This is a genomic window from Mycobacterium kiyosense (assembly GCA_021654635.1).
Classification (GTDB): domain Bacteria; phylum Actinomycetota; class Actinomycetes; order Mycobacteriales; family Mycobacteriaceae; genus Mycobacterium; species Mycobacterium kiyosense.
On record AP025179.1, the window covers coordinates 5,365,810 to 5,379,185 of the forward strand.

General features: G+C 66.4%; 9 protein-coding genes. 5 read left to right on the top strand and 4 right to left on the bottom strand.

The window, feature by feature from the left end:
- Positions 1 to 2: 2 nt before the first annotated feature.
- The 4 genes from L6444_RS25160 to L6444_RS25170 all read right to left on the bottom strand — a co-directional run bounded on the left by L6444_RS25160 (position 3) and on the right by L6444_RS25170 (position 6,409).
- Positions 3 to 818, bottom strand: coding sequence for an enoyl-CoA hydratase/isomerase family protein (locus L6444_RS25160; RefSeq protein WP_370653025.1), 816 nt, complete (start codon positions 816 to 818; stop codon positions 3 to 5).
- A gap of 440 nt (positions 819 to 1,258) precedes the next feature.
- Positions 1,259 to 1,693 carry a GAF domain-containing protein gene (locus L6444_RS30855; protein ID WP_370653026.1) on the bottom strand — a complete coding sequence of 145 codons (435 nt, stop codon included), beginning with the start codon at positions 1,691 to 1,693 and terminating at the stop codon, positions 1,259 to 1,261.
- A 517-nt stretch (positions 1,694 to 2,210) separates the two neighbouring features.
- Positions 2,211 to 4,136, bottom strand: coding sequence for a fumarylacetoacetate hydrolase family protein (locus L6444_RS25165; protein ID WP_236977878.1), 1,926 nt, complete (start codon positions 4,134 to 4,136; stop codon positions 2,211 to 2,213).
- A complete protein-coding gene (locus L6444_RS25170; protein WP_236977879.1) occupies positions 4,133 to 6,409 on the bottom strand; it encodes an ATP-dependent DNA ligase in 2,277 nt (758 codons plus the stop codon). The genes L6444_RS25165 and L6444_RS25170 overlap by 4 nt, the downstream gene beginning before the upstream one ends.
- 48 nt (positions 6,410 to 6,457) lie before the next feature.
- Here L6444_RS25170 and L6444_RS25175 point away from each other — a divergent pair, with 48 nt between their 5' ends.
- From L6444_RS25175 to L6444_RS25195, 5 genes are all read left to right on the top strand, one after another.
- Positions 6,458 to 7,675 (top strand): serine hydrolase domain-containing protein, encoded by a 1,218-nt coding sequence (locus L6444_RS25175; protein ID WP_236977880.1) that lies wholly within the window; start codon positions 6,458 to 6,460, stop codon positions 7,673 to 7,675.
- 14 nt (positions 7,676 to 7,689) lie between these two features.
- On the top strand, positions 7,690 to 8,562 hold the full coding sequence (locus tag L6444_RS25180; protein WP_236977881.1) for a carbohydrate kinase family protein: 873 nt from the start codon (positions 7,690 to 7,692) through the stop codon (positions 8,560 to 8,562).
- A gap of 90 nt (positions 8,563 to 8,652) precedes the next feature.
- Complete coding sequence (gene ku, locus L6444_RS25185; protein WP_236977882.1) at positions 8,653 to 9,579, top strand: non-homologous end joining protein Ku; 927 nt, start codon at positions 8,653 to 8,655, stop codon at positions 9,577 to 9,579.
- A 99-nt stretch (positions 9,580 to 9,678) separates the two neighbouring features.
- Positions 9,679 to 10,803 carry a phosphate ABC transporter substrate-binding protein PstS gene (gene pstS, locus L6444_RS25190; RefSeq protein ID WP_236977883.1) on the top strand — a complete coding sequence of 375 codons (1,125 nt, stop codon included), beginning with the start codon at positions 9,679 to 9,681 and terminating at the stop codon, positions 10,801 to 10,803.
- A 329-nt stretch (positions 10,804 to 11,132) separates the two neighbouring features.
- Positions 11,133 to 13,373: a serine/threonine-protein kinase PknD gene (locus L6444_RS25195; RefSeq protein ID WP_236977884.1), complete on the top strand. Its 2,241-nt coding sequence runs from the start codon at positions 11,133 to 11,135 to the stop codon at positions 13,371 to 13,373.
- Positions 13,374 to 13,376 lie beyond the last annotated feature (3 nt).

Consider the following 13,376-nt stretch of genomic DNA (forward strand, 5'->3'; position numbering starts at 1 on the left):
GCTTACAGCGAATCCCAGTTGGGCGCCCGCTTCTCACGGTGCGCCATAGCCGCTTCGGTTGGATTGTTGGTGAAGCCGGTCAGGATCTGGGTGCGGTTCTCGATTTCGATGGCATGCCGCAAACTCGGCGCATCCAGCGCGGCATTCAAGCCGATCTTGGTCTGCCACACGCCGAAAGCGTTGTTGGCGGCTATCTCTCGCGCCTTGTCCAGCGCGGCGGTCATCAGGTCGGCGGCCGGCACCACCTGGTGCACCAGCTTGATGCGGTAGGCCTCGTCGGCGTCGATCATCCGCCCGGTCAGCATCAGTTCGCGCGCCACGCCGGCGCCGACGATCTTGGGCAGCAGGTAGCTGGTGCCCATGTCCATCGAGGAGAACCCGGCCTTGATGAACGCCGACCCGAAGCGGGCGCTCGCCGCGGCGATCCGGATGTCGGAGTGCAGCGCGAACGCCAACCCGCCCCCGACCGCCACCCCGTTGACGGCCGCGATCACCGGGATGGGCAGCTCGTAGAGCCGGATGAACAGCTCGGCCAGCCGCACCTGCGAGTCGTAGCTGACCTTGAAACGCGGGGTCGACGGCTTGACCTCGGTCCAGGCCTCGCCGGTGCCGCTCAGGTCGGCGCCGGCGCAGAAGCCGCGACCCGCGCCGGTGAGGATCGCCACCCGGTGCTCGCCGCGGCTCAACACGTCCAGGGCGTCGTCGGTGGCCCTGATCAGCGCTCCGTCGATGGCGTTCAACAGCTTGGGCCGGTTGAGGGTGAGGCGCGCGATGCCGTCTTCGAGGGTTTCCAGCGTCACTGCGGGTTCGGATGCCATACCCGAACCGTAAGCGACTCAGCACACGTCCAGGCAGCGGGCATACCGTGAACGTCATGACACGGTCGGGCCTCGGCTCGCGGAGTTTCTGCAACGCCCCCAGCATCGCCGGCAAAAATCCAGATCGCCTCCCGGGCAGAACGCTGTCAGCGCCCGGCGCGCTCCCGCTCGATTTCCTGCTCGACTTCCTGGCGAACGCGCTGTCGAACATCATCGAAGTACCGGTCAGGGTTATCCAGGATTTCTTTCGCTCGCCGGTCCTCAGGAGGTGCTATTTGAACCGCCATTGCAGCCGCCGCCCTTCTCACACGGTATGGGGTTTCACACCTATCGTTCGCCCGACCTCTCAGGCCGGTCATTCTAATCTGTAGTCTGCTGGACGCCGAGCTGATCAGAGCTTCCAGCCGTAATGCTACGGACGCACATTCTCAGCCTTCCAGCTATGGATCATGAGTGGTGGCCATCGCCGCAGCGACAACATCAGCAACCACCCTCAGTACATCGAGATCCAGCGCCGAGAGGTCGCCGGGACTCAGCGAATCAACCGTTAGTAACCCGTAAGCCACATTCCCCGCGACTACGGGGACGGAGATGCACGTTTTCCATCTGGCCCCAGCGGCCACGAAGTCATCGAACCCCGGGGGCGCATCCTCGTCAAGGTTCGGGTAGAACTCGGCCTGATTCCTCCTCACCTTGTCGAGTGCGTAATCACCATGCGGCGTCCCTTCTTTGAACGCGAATTGGACTACCTGATCTGGACGGCCACCCCAGTAAGTCGATGCGACAAGCTGTTGCGGCGGCCCGGCCTCGAAATAGGTAGTACGCGCGCGAGGAATTCGGTGGCCCCATGATCCGGGGAGTGGTTTCGACTGCAAGCCTCAGAACTGTGTTGCGAAGTCCCCGGCGGATTCCGGGGCGCTGAACTGGCCTGGCTGTGCGTAGGTCCGCGGCACCGTCGGCCAAGCTGCGAACGATCGGGTCAAGCGCTCCGCCTACTTCCACACGCGCCTTGGTGCGCGCGTCGATTTCCTCCGCTTTGCAAGCGGCGGCCGTACGAGCTTCTCGCCGCTTCGAACGAAGCGCCGTGATCGCGGGCAGCGCCGTGGCAAGGAGAACGGATCCGATCTGACCGACAAGTACCCATCCGTAGACCCCGTCGCCCTCCGGGCGCTTGAGTAGCGCTGCGCAGACGGTTGACGTAGCTACGAATATTAGGGTCAACGGGATCGCGACGTAGTCCCACCGCGTTAGTGTCGAGCGCAATTGCACACGGTTAGCCGATGTGTCGCCCACGGCGCGACGATAACAGGCAGCTCCGACGCTATTGTCGCTGGCTCGTAGCAACGGCTCCGGGCCCGAGGCCGCCCTGGGCAATGGAGTCCAGTGTCATACCTACTGATGCTTCGCCAGCCACTCCGCCTGCATCGCAAACAAATTCAGCAACTCCGGCTGCGGGGTGTCGGGATCCAATTCGCAGTAGCGCCGGAAGATGTTGACCACCACCCGCTCGGAGTCCAGCCAGGACGCGTACTCCCCCAGTTCGACGGCATCCACCGCTTCGGCCAGCGACAGTCCCTTGCGGTGCGCCTCGTCGGCGTACTCGGTGATGTGCACGAAATAGCCTCGCACTGCGCGGATTCCGTCGGAATCGGTGATCGGCCCGTGCCCCGGTACCACGATCGGCGCGTCCAGCGCGATCATGGTGTCGCACGCCGCGATCCAGTTGGCGATCGGCCCGGCCCACACGATCGGGGTGCAGCCGATGAACAACAGGTCCCCGGCGAACAGCACCCCGGCGTCGGGCACGTGCGCCACCGAGTCCGCGGCTGTGTGCGCCGGCCCCAGATTGAGCAGGTCCACCCGCCGGCCGCCGACCTCGATGGTCAACGCGCGCTCAAATGTCTCATCGGCGTTGCGCAGCACAATGCCGCTGAAATCGAAGGGCCCGAACCGGTCTCGCGCGAACGTCGTCGCCACCGGACCCAGGTCGGCGGTCTGGATGCCGACCAGCCGGTCGACGCCGGCCTCGTGCGCGATTTCCGCCGCGGTGCCGGCGGCGGCGAGGATGCGAACACCCCTGTCCAGCAACTGGTTTCCGTGGGTGTGGTCGCCGTTGGAGTGGGTGATCAGGGCATCGGTGATGGGCGCCGAGTCGGTGACGGGCCGCATCGCGTCGAACATCTCGCGCGTGAGCGCCAGGTCGAACAGGGTATCCACCAACAGCGACGCGCCGTCACCGGCGACCAGACCGGCGTTGCTCCAACCGTATCCGCCGTCGGGCAGCGTCCAGGCCCACACCCGGTCGGCGACCTGGTGCAGGCCACGGGTGTAGGGCACCTTCGCCGGAGCCGGGTTGACCCGGGAAGCTACCCCCACTGAGGCCGGATTAGGCCGCGGCGCAAGCGGATACGGCGCCGGCGTGGCCCGCACCGTCTGCCGGGTCTCACCCAGCGCCTCGACCTGCAGCGTCACCACGTCCCCGGGGGACAACCAGCCCGGGAAGGCGTCACCTTTGGGCAGGTGCTCGACGAGGGTGCAGGTCGGCACGGTGCCCGAGCCGATCACGTCACCTGGATGCAGGGTCACCCCGCGCGAGATGTAGGAGATCACTTCGGCGAACGTCCAGTCCATGGTCCCGGTCGATCCCGACCCGATCACCGTGTCGTTGACCAATGCGCTCACCTGCAGGTGCAGCCTGCCGTCGCGGCGGTAGGGCTCGAGTTCGTCGGCGGTGACCAGGTAGGGGCCCAGCGTGACACCGCTGTCCTTGCCTTTCGCCTGCCCGATCCGCAGCTGACCTTCCAGCATCTGCAGGTCGCGGGCGGACCAGTCGTTGAAGATCGTGTAGCCGACGATGGCCTGTTCGGCCTGTTCGACGGTCAGGTCCTTGCCGGTGGTTCCGATCACCGCGGCGATCTCCAATTCGAAATCCTGCCAGGCACTTCCGGGCGCCATCGGGGCGTCGTCGTAAGGCCCCAATACCGTTGCCGGACAGGCGAAGTAGAACGCTGGGATGCGATACCAGGTGTCCATCAGCACCCGTCCGCCGCCGGTGGCCTGCTGGCAGTTGCGCATGTGGTCCAGAAAGCACAGCGTGTCGCGGATCGACGGCGGGCGCGGGATCGGGGCGGCCAGTGTCACCTCACCCAACAACACGGTCGTATCGGGCGACACCAGCGCCTGCGAGCCCTCCTCCGGCAACCGGCCGGCGGCGATCAGGTCAAGCAGGGTCGCGCCCGGCGCGAGCGCGTGAATCCGATCGCCGTCGAGTACCCCGACGCGTTCGCCGTCGGAGTCCCGATAGGTCACCCACTTCATTCCCGTACCACCTCACTCGCTTTCTTGTCGCGTCGCAGTCCACGCCAACTCGACTGCCGTAACCGGTTGTCCGGGGTCCACTCGCCGTAGCGCACCTCGCCGACCAGCGTCGGCTTCAGGAACGTGACGCCCTTGGCCTCGCGGGCGGGAAGTGAAGTGCCGAAGGGTGATTCGTCGGTGTGCAGCGGTTTGAACACCTTCTTCAGGTCGGCCAACTCGCGTTCGGTGAACCCGGTGCCGACCCGGCCGACGAATTGCAGGCCGTCGGGGCCGGGTACGCCCATCAGCAGCGCCCCGATACCGCTGCTGCGCCCGCCCTCGCCGGCTCGCCAGCCGCCGATCACGACTTCCTGGGTGTTCCAGTGCTTGTCCTTGACCCACGATGCCGAACGACGCCCCGGCTGGTAAGTCGAATCGCGCCTCTTGGCGACCACGCCTTCCCACCCGTGCTTGTGGGAATAGTCCAAGGCGTGTTCGCCGTCGTCACCGGGCAGCAGCGGCGGGACAATGAGATCGCCGGTGCTGCCCAGAGTTTCCAGCAACTTACGCCGATCGGCGTACTTGGCCCGCAACAGCGATCGCCCGTCGAGGTAGAGCAGGTCGAAAGCCCAGAACTCGATCCGGGTGGCCCGGACACGGTTCTGCAGTTGGTTGAAGCTGGGCACTCCGGCTTTGTCCAGGGCCACCACCTCACCGTCGAGGACGACGTGGTGATCGGCGAAAGCATCAGCCAGGGAAGCTAATTGGGGAAAATCCTTGGTGATGTCGCGGCCGCTGCGGGACCGCAGCCGGACTGCGCCGTGGTCGGCGTCGACCAATAGCCGGTAGCCGTCCCACTTGCCCTCGAATGCCCACTGTCCCTTCTTCAGAGCGGCCACCGACCCGTGCGTGGCCAGCATCGGGGCCAACCCGTCGAAGTCGAATACCTTCTGCTCCTTCATGCGGTGCGCCAGCCATTGGTCCCCGTTGGTCTGAATCAGCGCATACCGTCCGGAGATTCGACGACCGTGCAGGTTCACGATCACCTCGTGATCGTTGAACTTCTCGGCCTCGTAGGTGCCCGAGTCCCAGATCACCACCTTGCCCGCACCGTACTCGCCTTTGGGAATCTGGCCCTCGAAGCCGCCGTATTCCAGCGGATGGTCCTCGGTGTGCACCGCCAGGTGGTTGACCGAGGTGGTCTCGGGCAGATTCTTGGGCACCGCCCACGACACCAGCACCCCGTCGCGTTCCAGCCGGAAGTCGTAGTGCAGCCGGCGGGCGTGGTGCTCTTGGATGACAAAGGTATTGCCTTGCCCGGCTTGGGGTTTGGATTTCGGCACCGGCTCGGGAGTTTTCGACGCGTCCCGCATGCTGCGGTATCTGGTCAGCCGGTCAGGATCGTCGGCGCCCGGCGCTGCCGGATCCAGCGCGGCGAGCAGGTCGCCGTCGCGCTGCACTCGCGCCAGCACTTCGTCGTAGCGCAACTGGCTCAGGTCGGGGTCGTCGAGTTCGTCCCAACTGCGCGGCGCCGCGACTGTCGGATGGTCCCGACCGCGCAGTGAGTACGGCGCGATGGTGGTTTTCGAGCCGCTGTTCTGGCTCCAGTCCAGGAACACCTTGCCGGTGCGCAGGCTCTTGGTCATCGTCGAGGTGACCAGTTTCGGCATCGACTTCTCCAGTTGCTGCGCAACGCGTTTGGCCAACACGGTGGCGCCCCGGCTGCTCACCGGCTCGGCCAGCGGCGCGTAAAGGTGCAGCCCCTTGCTGCCGCTGGTCAACGGGTAGAGGGTCAGCCCGATATCGGAGATGAGCTCTCGCACGGCCCGGGCCACGTCGGACAGTTGGGCGATTGTCACGCCCTCGCCGGGGTCCAGGTCGAAGACCAGCCGGGTGGCCGGGCCCGGCGCAAGGCTTTCCCCGGCACGGGTCCACTGTGCGACGAACCGCCACTGCGGGACGTGCACCTCCAGCGCGGCCTGCTGGGCGATCCAGGCCAGCCCGTCGGTGCTGTCGATGATCGGGTAGGTGGTGGTCCCGGACCGGTGGGTGACGCTCGCGCGGGGCAACCAGTCCGGGGCCGACGACGCCAGCTGTTTCTCGAAGAACGAAGGCTTGTCGACTCCGTTGGGCCAGCGTTTGCGCGTCACCGGCCGCCCGGCGATGTGCGGGATCATCACCTCGGCGATGCGGGTGTAGTAGTCGAAGATGTCGGCCTTGGTGGTGCCGGTCGCCGGATAGAGCACCTTGTCGGTGTTGGTCAGCTTGACCCGCTGCTCCGGCGCCGAACTCATAAGGCCAACCTAGTCGTCCTCGCCGCGGCAATCTCGTACGCTCGGCGAATGGGCAACCCGGGCCATCTCCTGCAGGGCGACGTCGACGAGGGCTACGGGAAGGTCGCCGACGCCTTCCGCGCGAATTTGAGCAGCGGGCAGGAGGTCGGCGCCGCCGTCTCGGTGTATCGGGAGGGCCGCAAGGTCGTCGACCTGTGGGGCGGTTACCGCAACGGGGAGACCAAAGCGCCGTGGACCCAAGACACCCTGGTGAACGTCTTCTCCTCGACGAAAGGTGTTGCCTCCCTTTGTGTCGCGCTCGCCGTGTCCCGGGGCTATCTCAGCTACGACGCGAAAGTCACCGACTACTGGCCGGAATTCGCGCAGGCGGGCAAGGCGGCGGTGACCGTGCGGCAGCTGCTGGCGCATCAGGCTGGGCTGCCGGTCGTCACCCCAGCGCTGACGCTGCAGGAGCTGGCCGACCCGCCGGCGATGTCTGCGAAACTCGCGGCGCAGGCACCGGCCTGGGCGCCCGGCACCCGGCACGGCTACCACGGGATCACGCTGGGCTGGTATGAGGGCGAGCTGATCCGCCGCACCGATCCCGCGGGACGGACTTTGGGCCGGTTCTTCGCCGACGAAATCGCCGGTCCGCTCGGCTTGGATTTTCATATCGGCCTGCCGGCCTCGGTGGACCGCAACCGCGTGGCGCACCTTTCCGCCTGGTCGTTCGCCAGCCTGATCTGGCATGTCAACACGATGCCGCCGCGCTTCGTCGCGGCATTGCTCAACCCGCACAGCCTGGCGGCGCGCGCGCTGGTGTTCGCCAAGGACGTCAACCACCCCGCTGCCTTCAACCGCGACGAGCTGCGGGTGGTGGAGATGCCGGCGGTCAACGGCACCGGCACCGCGCGGTCCCTGGCCAAACTCTACGGCGCTGCGGCAACCGGCGATCCGGCGCTGGGGTTGAGCGCGGACACGTTCGACGCATTGCAGAAGCCGGCACGGCCGCCGACGAAGGGGTTGCGCGACAAGGTGCTGCACATCGACACGACGTTCTCCCTCGGCTTCAACAAGCCGATTCCCAAGTGCGTCTTCGGAACTTCGGACAATGCGTTCGGAACGCCGGGCGCCGGAGGATCTTTCGGGTTCGCCGACCCGGACACCGGTATCGGCTTCGGGTATGTGATGAACAAGATGGGCTTCCACCTGATCAGCGATCCCCGCGAACTCACCCTGCGCAACGCCGTGTTCCGCGACGTATTGGGCGCCCGGCCGCAAGTCTGAAACGCCCGGAGCTCATGAATCCGCGGGGGTTGGTGATCGGCGAGGCGCTGATCGATATCGTCGAGGGGCAGCCCGAACAGGTCGGCGGCAGCCCGCTCAATGTCGCCGTCGGCCTGGCCCGGCTGGGTCGCGGTGTCGACCTGCTGACCCACATCGGCGGCGACGCCCGCGGCCGGCTTATCGCCCGGTACGTCAAAGACGCTGGGGTGCAGCTTGTTTCGGGAAGCGTCACGGCGCAGCGCACACCCACCGCGGTGGCCACGCTGGCCGCGGACGGCTCGGCGAGCTATTCGTTCGACCTGGATTGGCGCCTCGATGCCACACCGCCGGTACCGCCGCCGCTGTTCGTGCACACCGGATCGATTGCCGCGGTGCGCGAACCGGGCTGCCTGGCGGTGGCCGCGTTGCTCAACGCCTACCGGCCGTCGGCCACCGTCAGCTTCGACCCCAACGTCCGGCCGTCGCTGATCGCCGATCGCGACCAGGCGCGCGGCCGCATCGACAAGCTCGTCCAGCGCAGCGACATCGTCAAGGCCAGCGACGAGGACCTGCGCTGGCTGGCACCCGAGCGGCCGGCACTGGACACCGCCCGCGGCTGGCTGGCGTCCGGACCTGCGATCGTCGTGCTCACCATGGGCGCGCAGGGTTCGGTGGGACTGTGCGCGGCCGGGGAAGTGACGGTCGCGGCCAAACCGGCCACGGTGGTCGACACGATCGGCGCCGGGGACGCCTTCATGGTCGGTCTGCTGGACAGTCTGTGGAGTTCGGGCCTGTTGGGCGGTGACCGGCGCGAGCGACTGCGCGGCATAGGTCTGCAAGCAATGCGGTCGGCACTCGACGAAGCGGCTGCGGCGGCGGCGCGGGCGGTCTCCCGCGCCGGCCCCTGATGGTGGCGATAGCAGACGCAAAATCCCCGGCACGCCGGGCGTGCCGGGTGATTTTGCGTCTGGTCGGCACCTAGTGGGCATACTGACCCAATGCGCTCCATTTGGAAGGGCTCGATCGCCTTCGGCCTGGTGAACGTGCCGGTCAAGGTGTACACCGCCACCCAGGACCACGACATCAAGTTCCACCAGGTGCACGACAAGGACAACGGACGCATCCGGTACAAGCGGGTCTGCGAGGTGTGCGGGGAGGTGGTCGACTACAACCACATCGCCCGCGCCTTCGAATCCGACGACGGCAAGAGCGTGGTGATCACCGACGACGACATCGCCACCCTGCCCGAAGAGCGCAGCCGCGAGATCGAAGTGCTCGAGTTCGTCCCGGCCAGCGAAGTGGACCCGATGCTGTTCGACCGCAGCTACTTCCTGGAGCCCGATTCGAAATCCTCCAAATCGTATGTGCTGCTTGCTAAGACGCTCGCCGATACCGACCGGATGGCGATCGTGCACTTCACGCTGCGCAGCAAGACCCGGCTGGCCGCGTTGCGCGTCAAGGATTTCGGCAAACGCGACGTGATGGTGATCCACACGCTGTTGTGGCCGGATGAAATCCGCGACCCGGACTTCCCGGTGCTGGACAAGGAAGTGGAGATCAAGCCGGCCGAACTGAAGATGGCCGGCCAGGTGGTGGAGTCGATGTCCGACGACTTCGACCCGGACCGCTACCACGACACCTACCAGGAACAGTTGCTGGAACTGGTCGAGGCGAAACTCGAAGGCAGCGAAGCGTTTACGGTCGAGGAGCAGCCGACCGAGTTGGACGAGTCCGAAGACGTGTCCGACCTGCTGGCCAAGCTGGAGGCCAGCGTGAAGGCCCGCTCGGGCGGCGCGACGGAATCGTCGCCGAAGAACGACACGGCGAAAAAGAGTCCGGCCAAAAAGACTCCGGCCAAGAAGGCGCCCGCGAAGAAGGCGCCGGCCAAGAAAGCGGCCAAGAAGGCACCTGCCAGGAAATCCTGAGCGGCACGGGCTTCAGCAAATCAACATCGTGTGTTCAACTCCTATGGGGTGTTTGTTCACCTATGCTCATCGTGCTGCCGATTCTTCGGAGGAGTCGCCATGAAGTTTCCTCGATCCGCCGCCGCAATCGGACTGCTTGTTGTTGCGGCATTGGCGATGTCGGGTTGCGGCGGCAATTCGGGCAAGACTTCGTCGTCGGGATCCAGCGCCGCCCCCGTCGTCCCGGTGAACTGCGGCGGCAAGAAGAAGATCCTGGCCGGTGGCTCCACCGCGCAAAAGAACGCGATGGAGCAGTTCGTGTACGCCTACATCCATGCCTGCCCGGGTCACACGCTGGACTATGCGGCCAACGGTTCCGGTGCCGGCATGGCGGCTTTCATTGCCGGCGAGACCGACTTGGCCGGCTCTGACTCGCCGATGAATCAGGACAAGGGTGAACCCGACAGCGCGCGAGCGCGCTGCAACTCGCCGGCCTGGGACATTCCGGTCGTGTTCGGACCGATCGCGGTCACGTACAACATCAACGGCGTCAGCTCGCTGAACCTGGACGGGCCCACCACCGCGAAAATTTTCAACGGCGCCATCACCAGGTGGGACGACCCGGCGATCAAGGCGCTCAATTCCGGGGTCAACCTGCCGTCGACCCCAATCCACGTCGTCTTCCGCTCCGACAAGTCCGGTACCACTGACAACTTCCAGAAGTACCTGGACGCGGCGTCCAACGGCGCCTGGGGCAAGGGTGCCGGCCAGGTGTTCAACGGCGGCGTCGGCGAGGGAGCCGCCGGTAACGACGGCACGTCGCAGGCCATGAAGGCCACCGACGGCTCGATCACCTACAACGAATGGTCCTTCGCCGAGGGCCACCAGCTGAACAAGGCCCAGATCATCACCTCGGCCGGTCCGGAGGCGGTGTCGATCAGCCCGGAGTCGGTCGGCAAGACCATAGCCGGCGCCACCTTCAAGGGCGGCACCGAGCCCAACGACCTCGTGGTGGACACCTCGTCGTTCTATCGGCCGACTCAGTCCGGCTCGTATCCGATCGTGTTGGTGACCTACGAAATCGTCTGCTCGAAGTATCCCGACTCCCCCACCGGCCAAGCGGTAAAGGCATTCATGCAAGCCACAATTGGCGACGGCCAGATCGGTTTGCAGGAGTACGGTTACATTCCGCTGCCGGACTCGTTGCAGAAGAAGCTGATACCGGTGGTCAACGCCATCGGGTGACCGCTAGTCACCGCCGCGAGCGCCGGGACACGTTGCGGGGCGGTCGGTTCCGCCGCCTTCGCCACCTCGAAGAGGTTAATGTTCAAGCACACCAACGGTTTTCAGGGCTGGCAGCGTTTTCAGACCGGTACCCGACCGGCCGGACGACCCAACCCCGTTACGCACTCGTGATCAAAAATCGTGCCGAGTCCCCGGATTTGGTTGTGTGCCCACTCCACGAGGATTTACCGTGTGTTAACCATTCGTTTCGGCGCCGCGGCAGCGTGGCCGCCGGTACGTGACCGCTACCGGATGCGGCGTGGGGTGTCCGGGCGAAGGGAGCGTCGACGGTGACCAACACCGGTTCGGAATCGCGGGTGGGCTCGCATTTTGGGCCCTACCAGTTGGTGCGCCTGATCGGCCGCGGCGGCATGGGCGAGGTTTACGAGGCCGAGGACACCCGTAAGCATCGGGTGGTGGCGCTCAAGCTGATTTCGACGGCGTACTCGGGCAATCCGGTTTTCGCTGCCCGGATGCAGCGCGAAGCCGATATCGCCGGGCGGCTGACCGAACCGCACGTGGTGCCGATCCACGACTACGGCGAGATCGACGGACAGTTCTACGTGGAGATGCGCCTGATCGACGGGGTGTCGCTGCGCTCGATGCTGACGCAGTACGGGCCGCTCACGCCGGCCCGGACGGTGGCCATTGTGCGGCAGGTCGCCGCGGCGCTGGATGCCGCGCACGCCAGCGGGATCACGCATCGCGACGTGAAGCCGGAGAACATCCTCGTCGCCGCCAACGACTTTGCGTATCTGGTCGACTTCGGCATCGCCCGCGCCGGTCAAGATCCCAGTCTCACGCAGAGCGGGATGGCGGTGGGCACCTACAACTACATGGCTCCGGAGCGGTTCACCGGCGACGAAGTCACGTATCGGGCCGACATCTACGCGCTGGCCTGCGTGCTGGGTGAATGCCTGACCGGGGCACCACCGTACCGGGCGGACAGCGTGGAGCGGCTGATCGCGTCGCATCTGATGGAGCCGATCCCGCGGCCCAGCGTGCTGCGGCCGGGCCGGGTTCCGGAGGCGCTGGACGCGGTGATTGCCAAAGGCATGGCGAAGAACCCCACCGAGCGCTACATGACGGCCGGCGACCTCGCCGCCGCCGCCCACGACGCGCTGACCACTCCCGAGCAGCGCCAAGAGGCCACCATCCTGCGGCAAGGCGACAATCAGACGCTCATCGCGCCCGTCGTCGACCCGAGCCTGGCCGGCGGCTGGAACAGTCGCGGCGGCGCCAGCGGGCAACCGTCCGGCCCGGCGGCCATGCCTGCTGCGCCCGCTCAGTACGCCGCCGCGGACCAGACCATGCGGACACCGATTCCGCCGTACGGCTCCGGCACGCGGACACCGGCGCCGCCGTACCCCACCGGCGACCAGACCGCCCGAATACCGTCGTATCCGACCGGGGACCAGACCGCGCGGATCCCGTCGTATTCGACCCGGGACGAGACCAGGGTCGCGCCGGCGAACCCCACCGGGTGGCGCTCCGAACCTGGACAGAACTCCGAGCAGTGGACGCAAGCCGCCCCGGTCGCAGCCGCCGCTTGGGCCAGCCAGCCGGGCGCTGCCGCCGGTGCGCGTGCTGGTGCGCCACCGTCGCCCAGCCAGCCCCCGGCAAGCGGCCCGCCGCCGGCGAAGTCGCGTAAGCCGCTGATCATCGGTGCGATCGCGGCGGCGCTGCTGCTGGTAGTCGGCGCGGTGACCGCGTTCCTGCTGTTCGGATCGAAGGACAGCGGCGGTGATGCGGCGGACGCCAAGGGCCAGCAGGTTATGCCCTTCAAGGACTTCAACTTCCGCTTCGCACCGGGTGGGGTCACGGTCGACGCCAACGGCACCGTCTACGTCACCAACCAGACCATGTACGGCAAGGTGGTGACGCTGCCGCAGGGATCCAGCTCCCCCACGGTGATGCCGGTGAGCGGACTCTACGAACCACAGGGCATCGCCGTGGACGGCAACGGGACGATCTACGTCAGCGACTTCAACAACCGGGTGGTGTCGGTGCCGGCGGGCTCCAACAAACCAACCGTGCTGGGGTTCAGCGGCCTCAGCTACCCCGAGGGTGTCGCGGTGGACCCCCAGGGCAACGTCTACGTCGCCGACCGCGGCAACAACAGGGTGCTGAAGCTGCCGCCGAACAGCAACGCGCAGGTCGAGGTGCCGTTCAGCGGACTGAAGAATCCCGACGGCGTGGCACTGGATACCGACGGGAACATCTACGTCACCGACACCGACAACAACCGGGTGCTCAAACTCGACGCCGGCACCACCAATCAGACGGTGCTGCCGTTCACCGGCTTGAGCGCACCGTGGGGCATCACGGTCGACGGCGCCGGCGCCGTCTACGTCACCGAACACGACAACAACGTGGTGGTGAAGTTGCCCGCCGGTGGTGCGGCCAGCGAAGAACTGCCGTTCACCGGGCTGAACACCCCGTTGTCGGTCGCGGTGGATAAGAAAGGCAACGTCTACGTCGCCGACCGCGGCAACGGCAGGGTGTTGCGACTCGCGCCTTCCCCGAAGTAGCGC

Excerpts from the sequence above, each read along its gene's own strand:
- L6444_RS25160 (WP_370653025.1), bottom strand. The coding sequence starts at position 818 with ATGGCATCCGAACCCGCAGTGACGCTGGAAACCCTCGAAGACGGCATC.
- L6444_RS25165 (WP_236977878.1), bottom strand. The coding sequence starts at position 4,136 with ATGAAGTGGGTGACCTATCGGGACTCCGACGGCGAACGCGTCGGGGTA.
- L6444_RS25170 (WP_236977879.1), bottom strand. The coding sequence starts at position 6,409 with ATGAGTTCGGCGCCGGAGCAGCGGGTCAAGCTGACCAACACCGACAAG.
- L6444_RS25175 (WP_236977880.1), top strand. The coding sequence starts at position 6,458 with ATGGGCAACCCGGGCCATCTCCTGCAGGGCGACGTCGACGAGGGCTAC.
- L6444_RS25180 (WP_236977881.1), top strand. The coding sequence starts at position 7,690 with ATGAATCCGCGGGGGTTGGTGATCGGCGAGGCGCTGATCGATATCGTC.
- ku (WP_236977882.1), top strand. The coding sequence starts at position 8,653 with ATGCGCTCCATTTGGAAGGGCTCGATCGCCTTCGGCCTGGTGAACGTG.
- pstS (WP_236977883.1), top strand. The coding sequence starts at position 9,679 with ATGAAGTTTCCTCGATCCGCCGCCGCAATCGGACTGCTTGTTGTTGCG.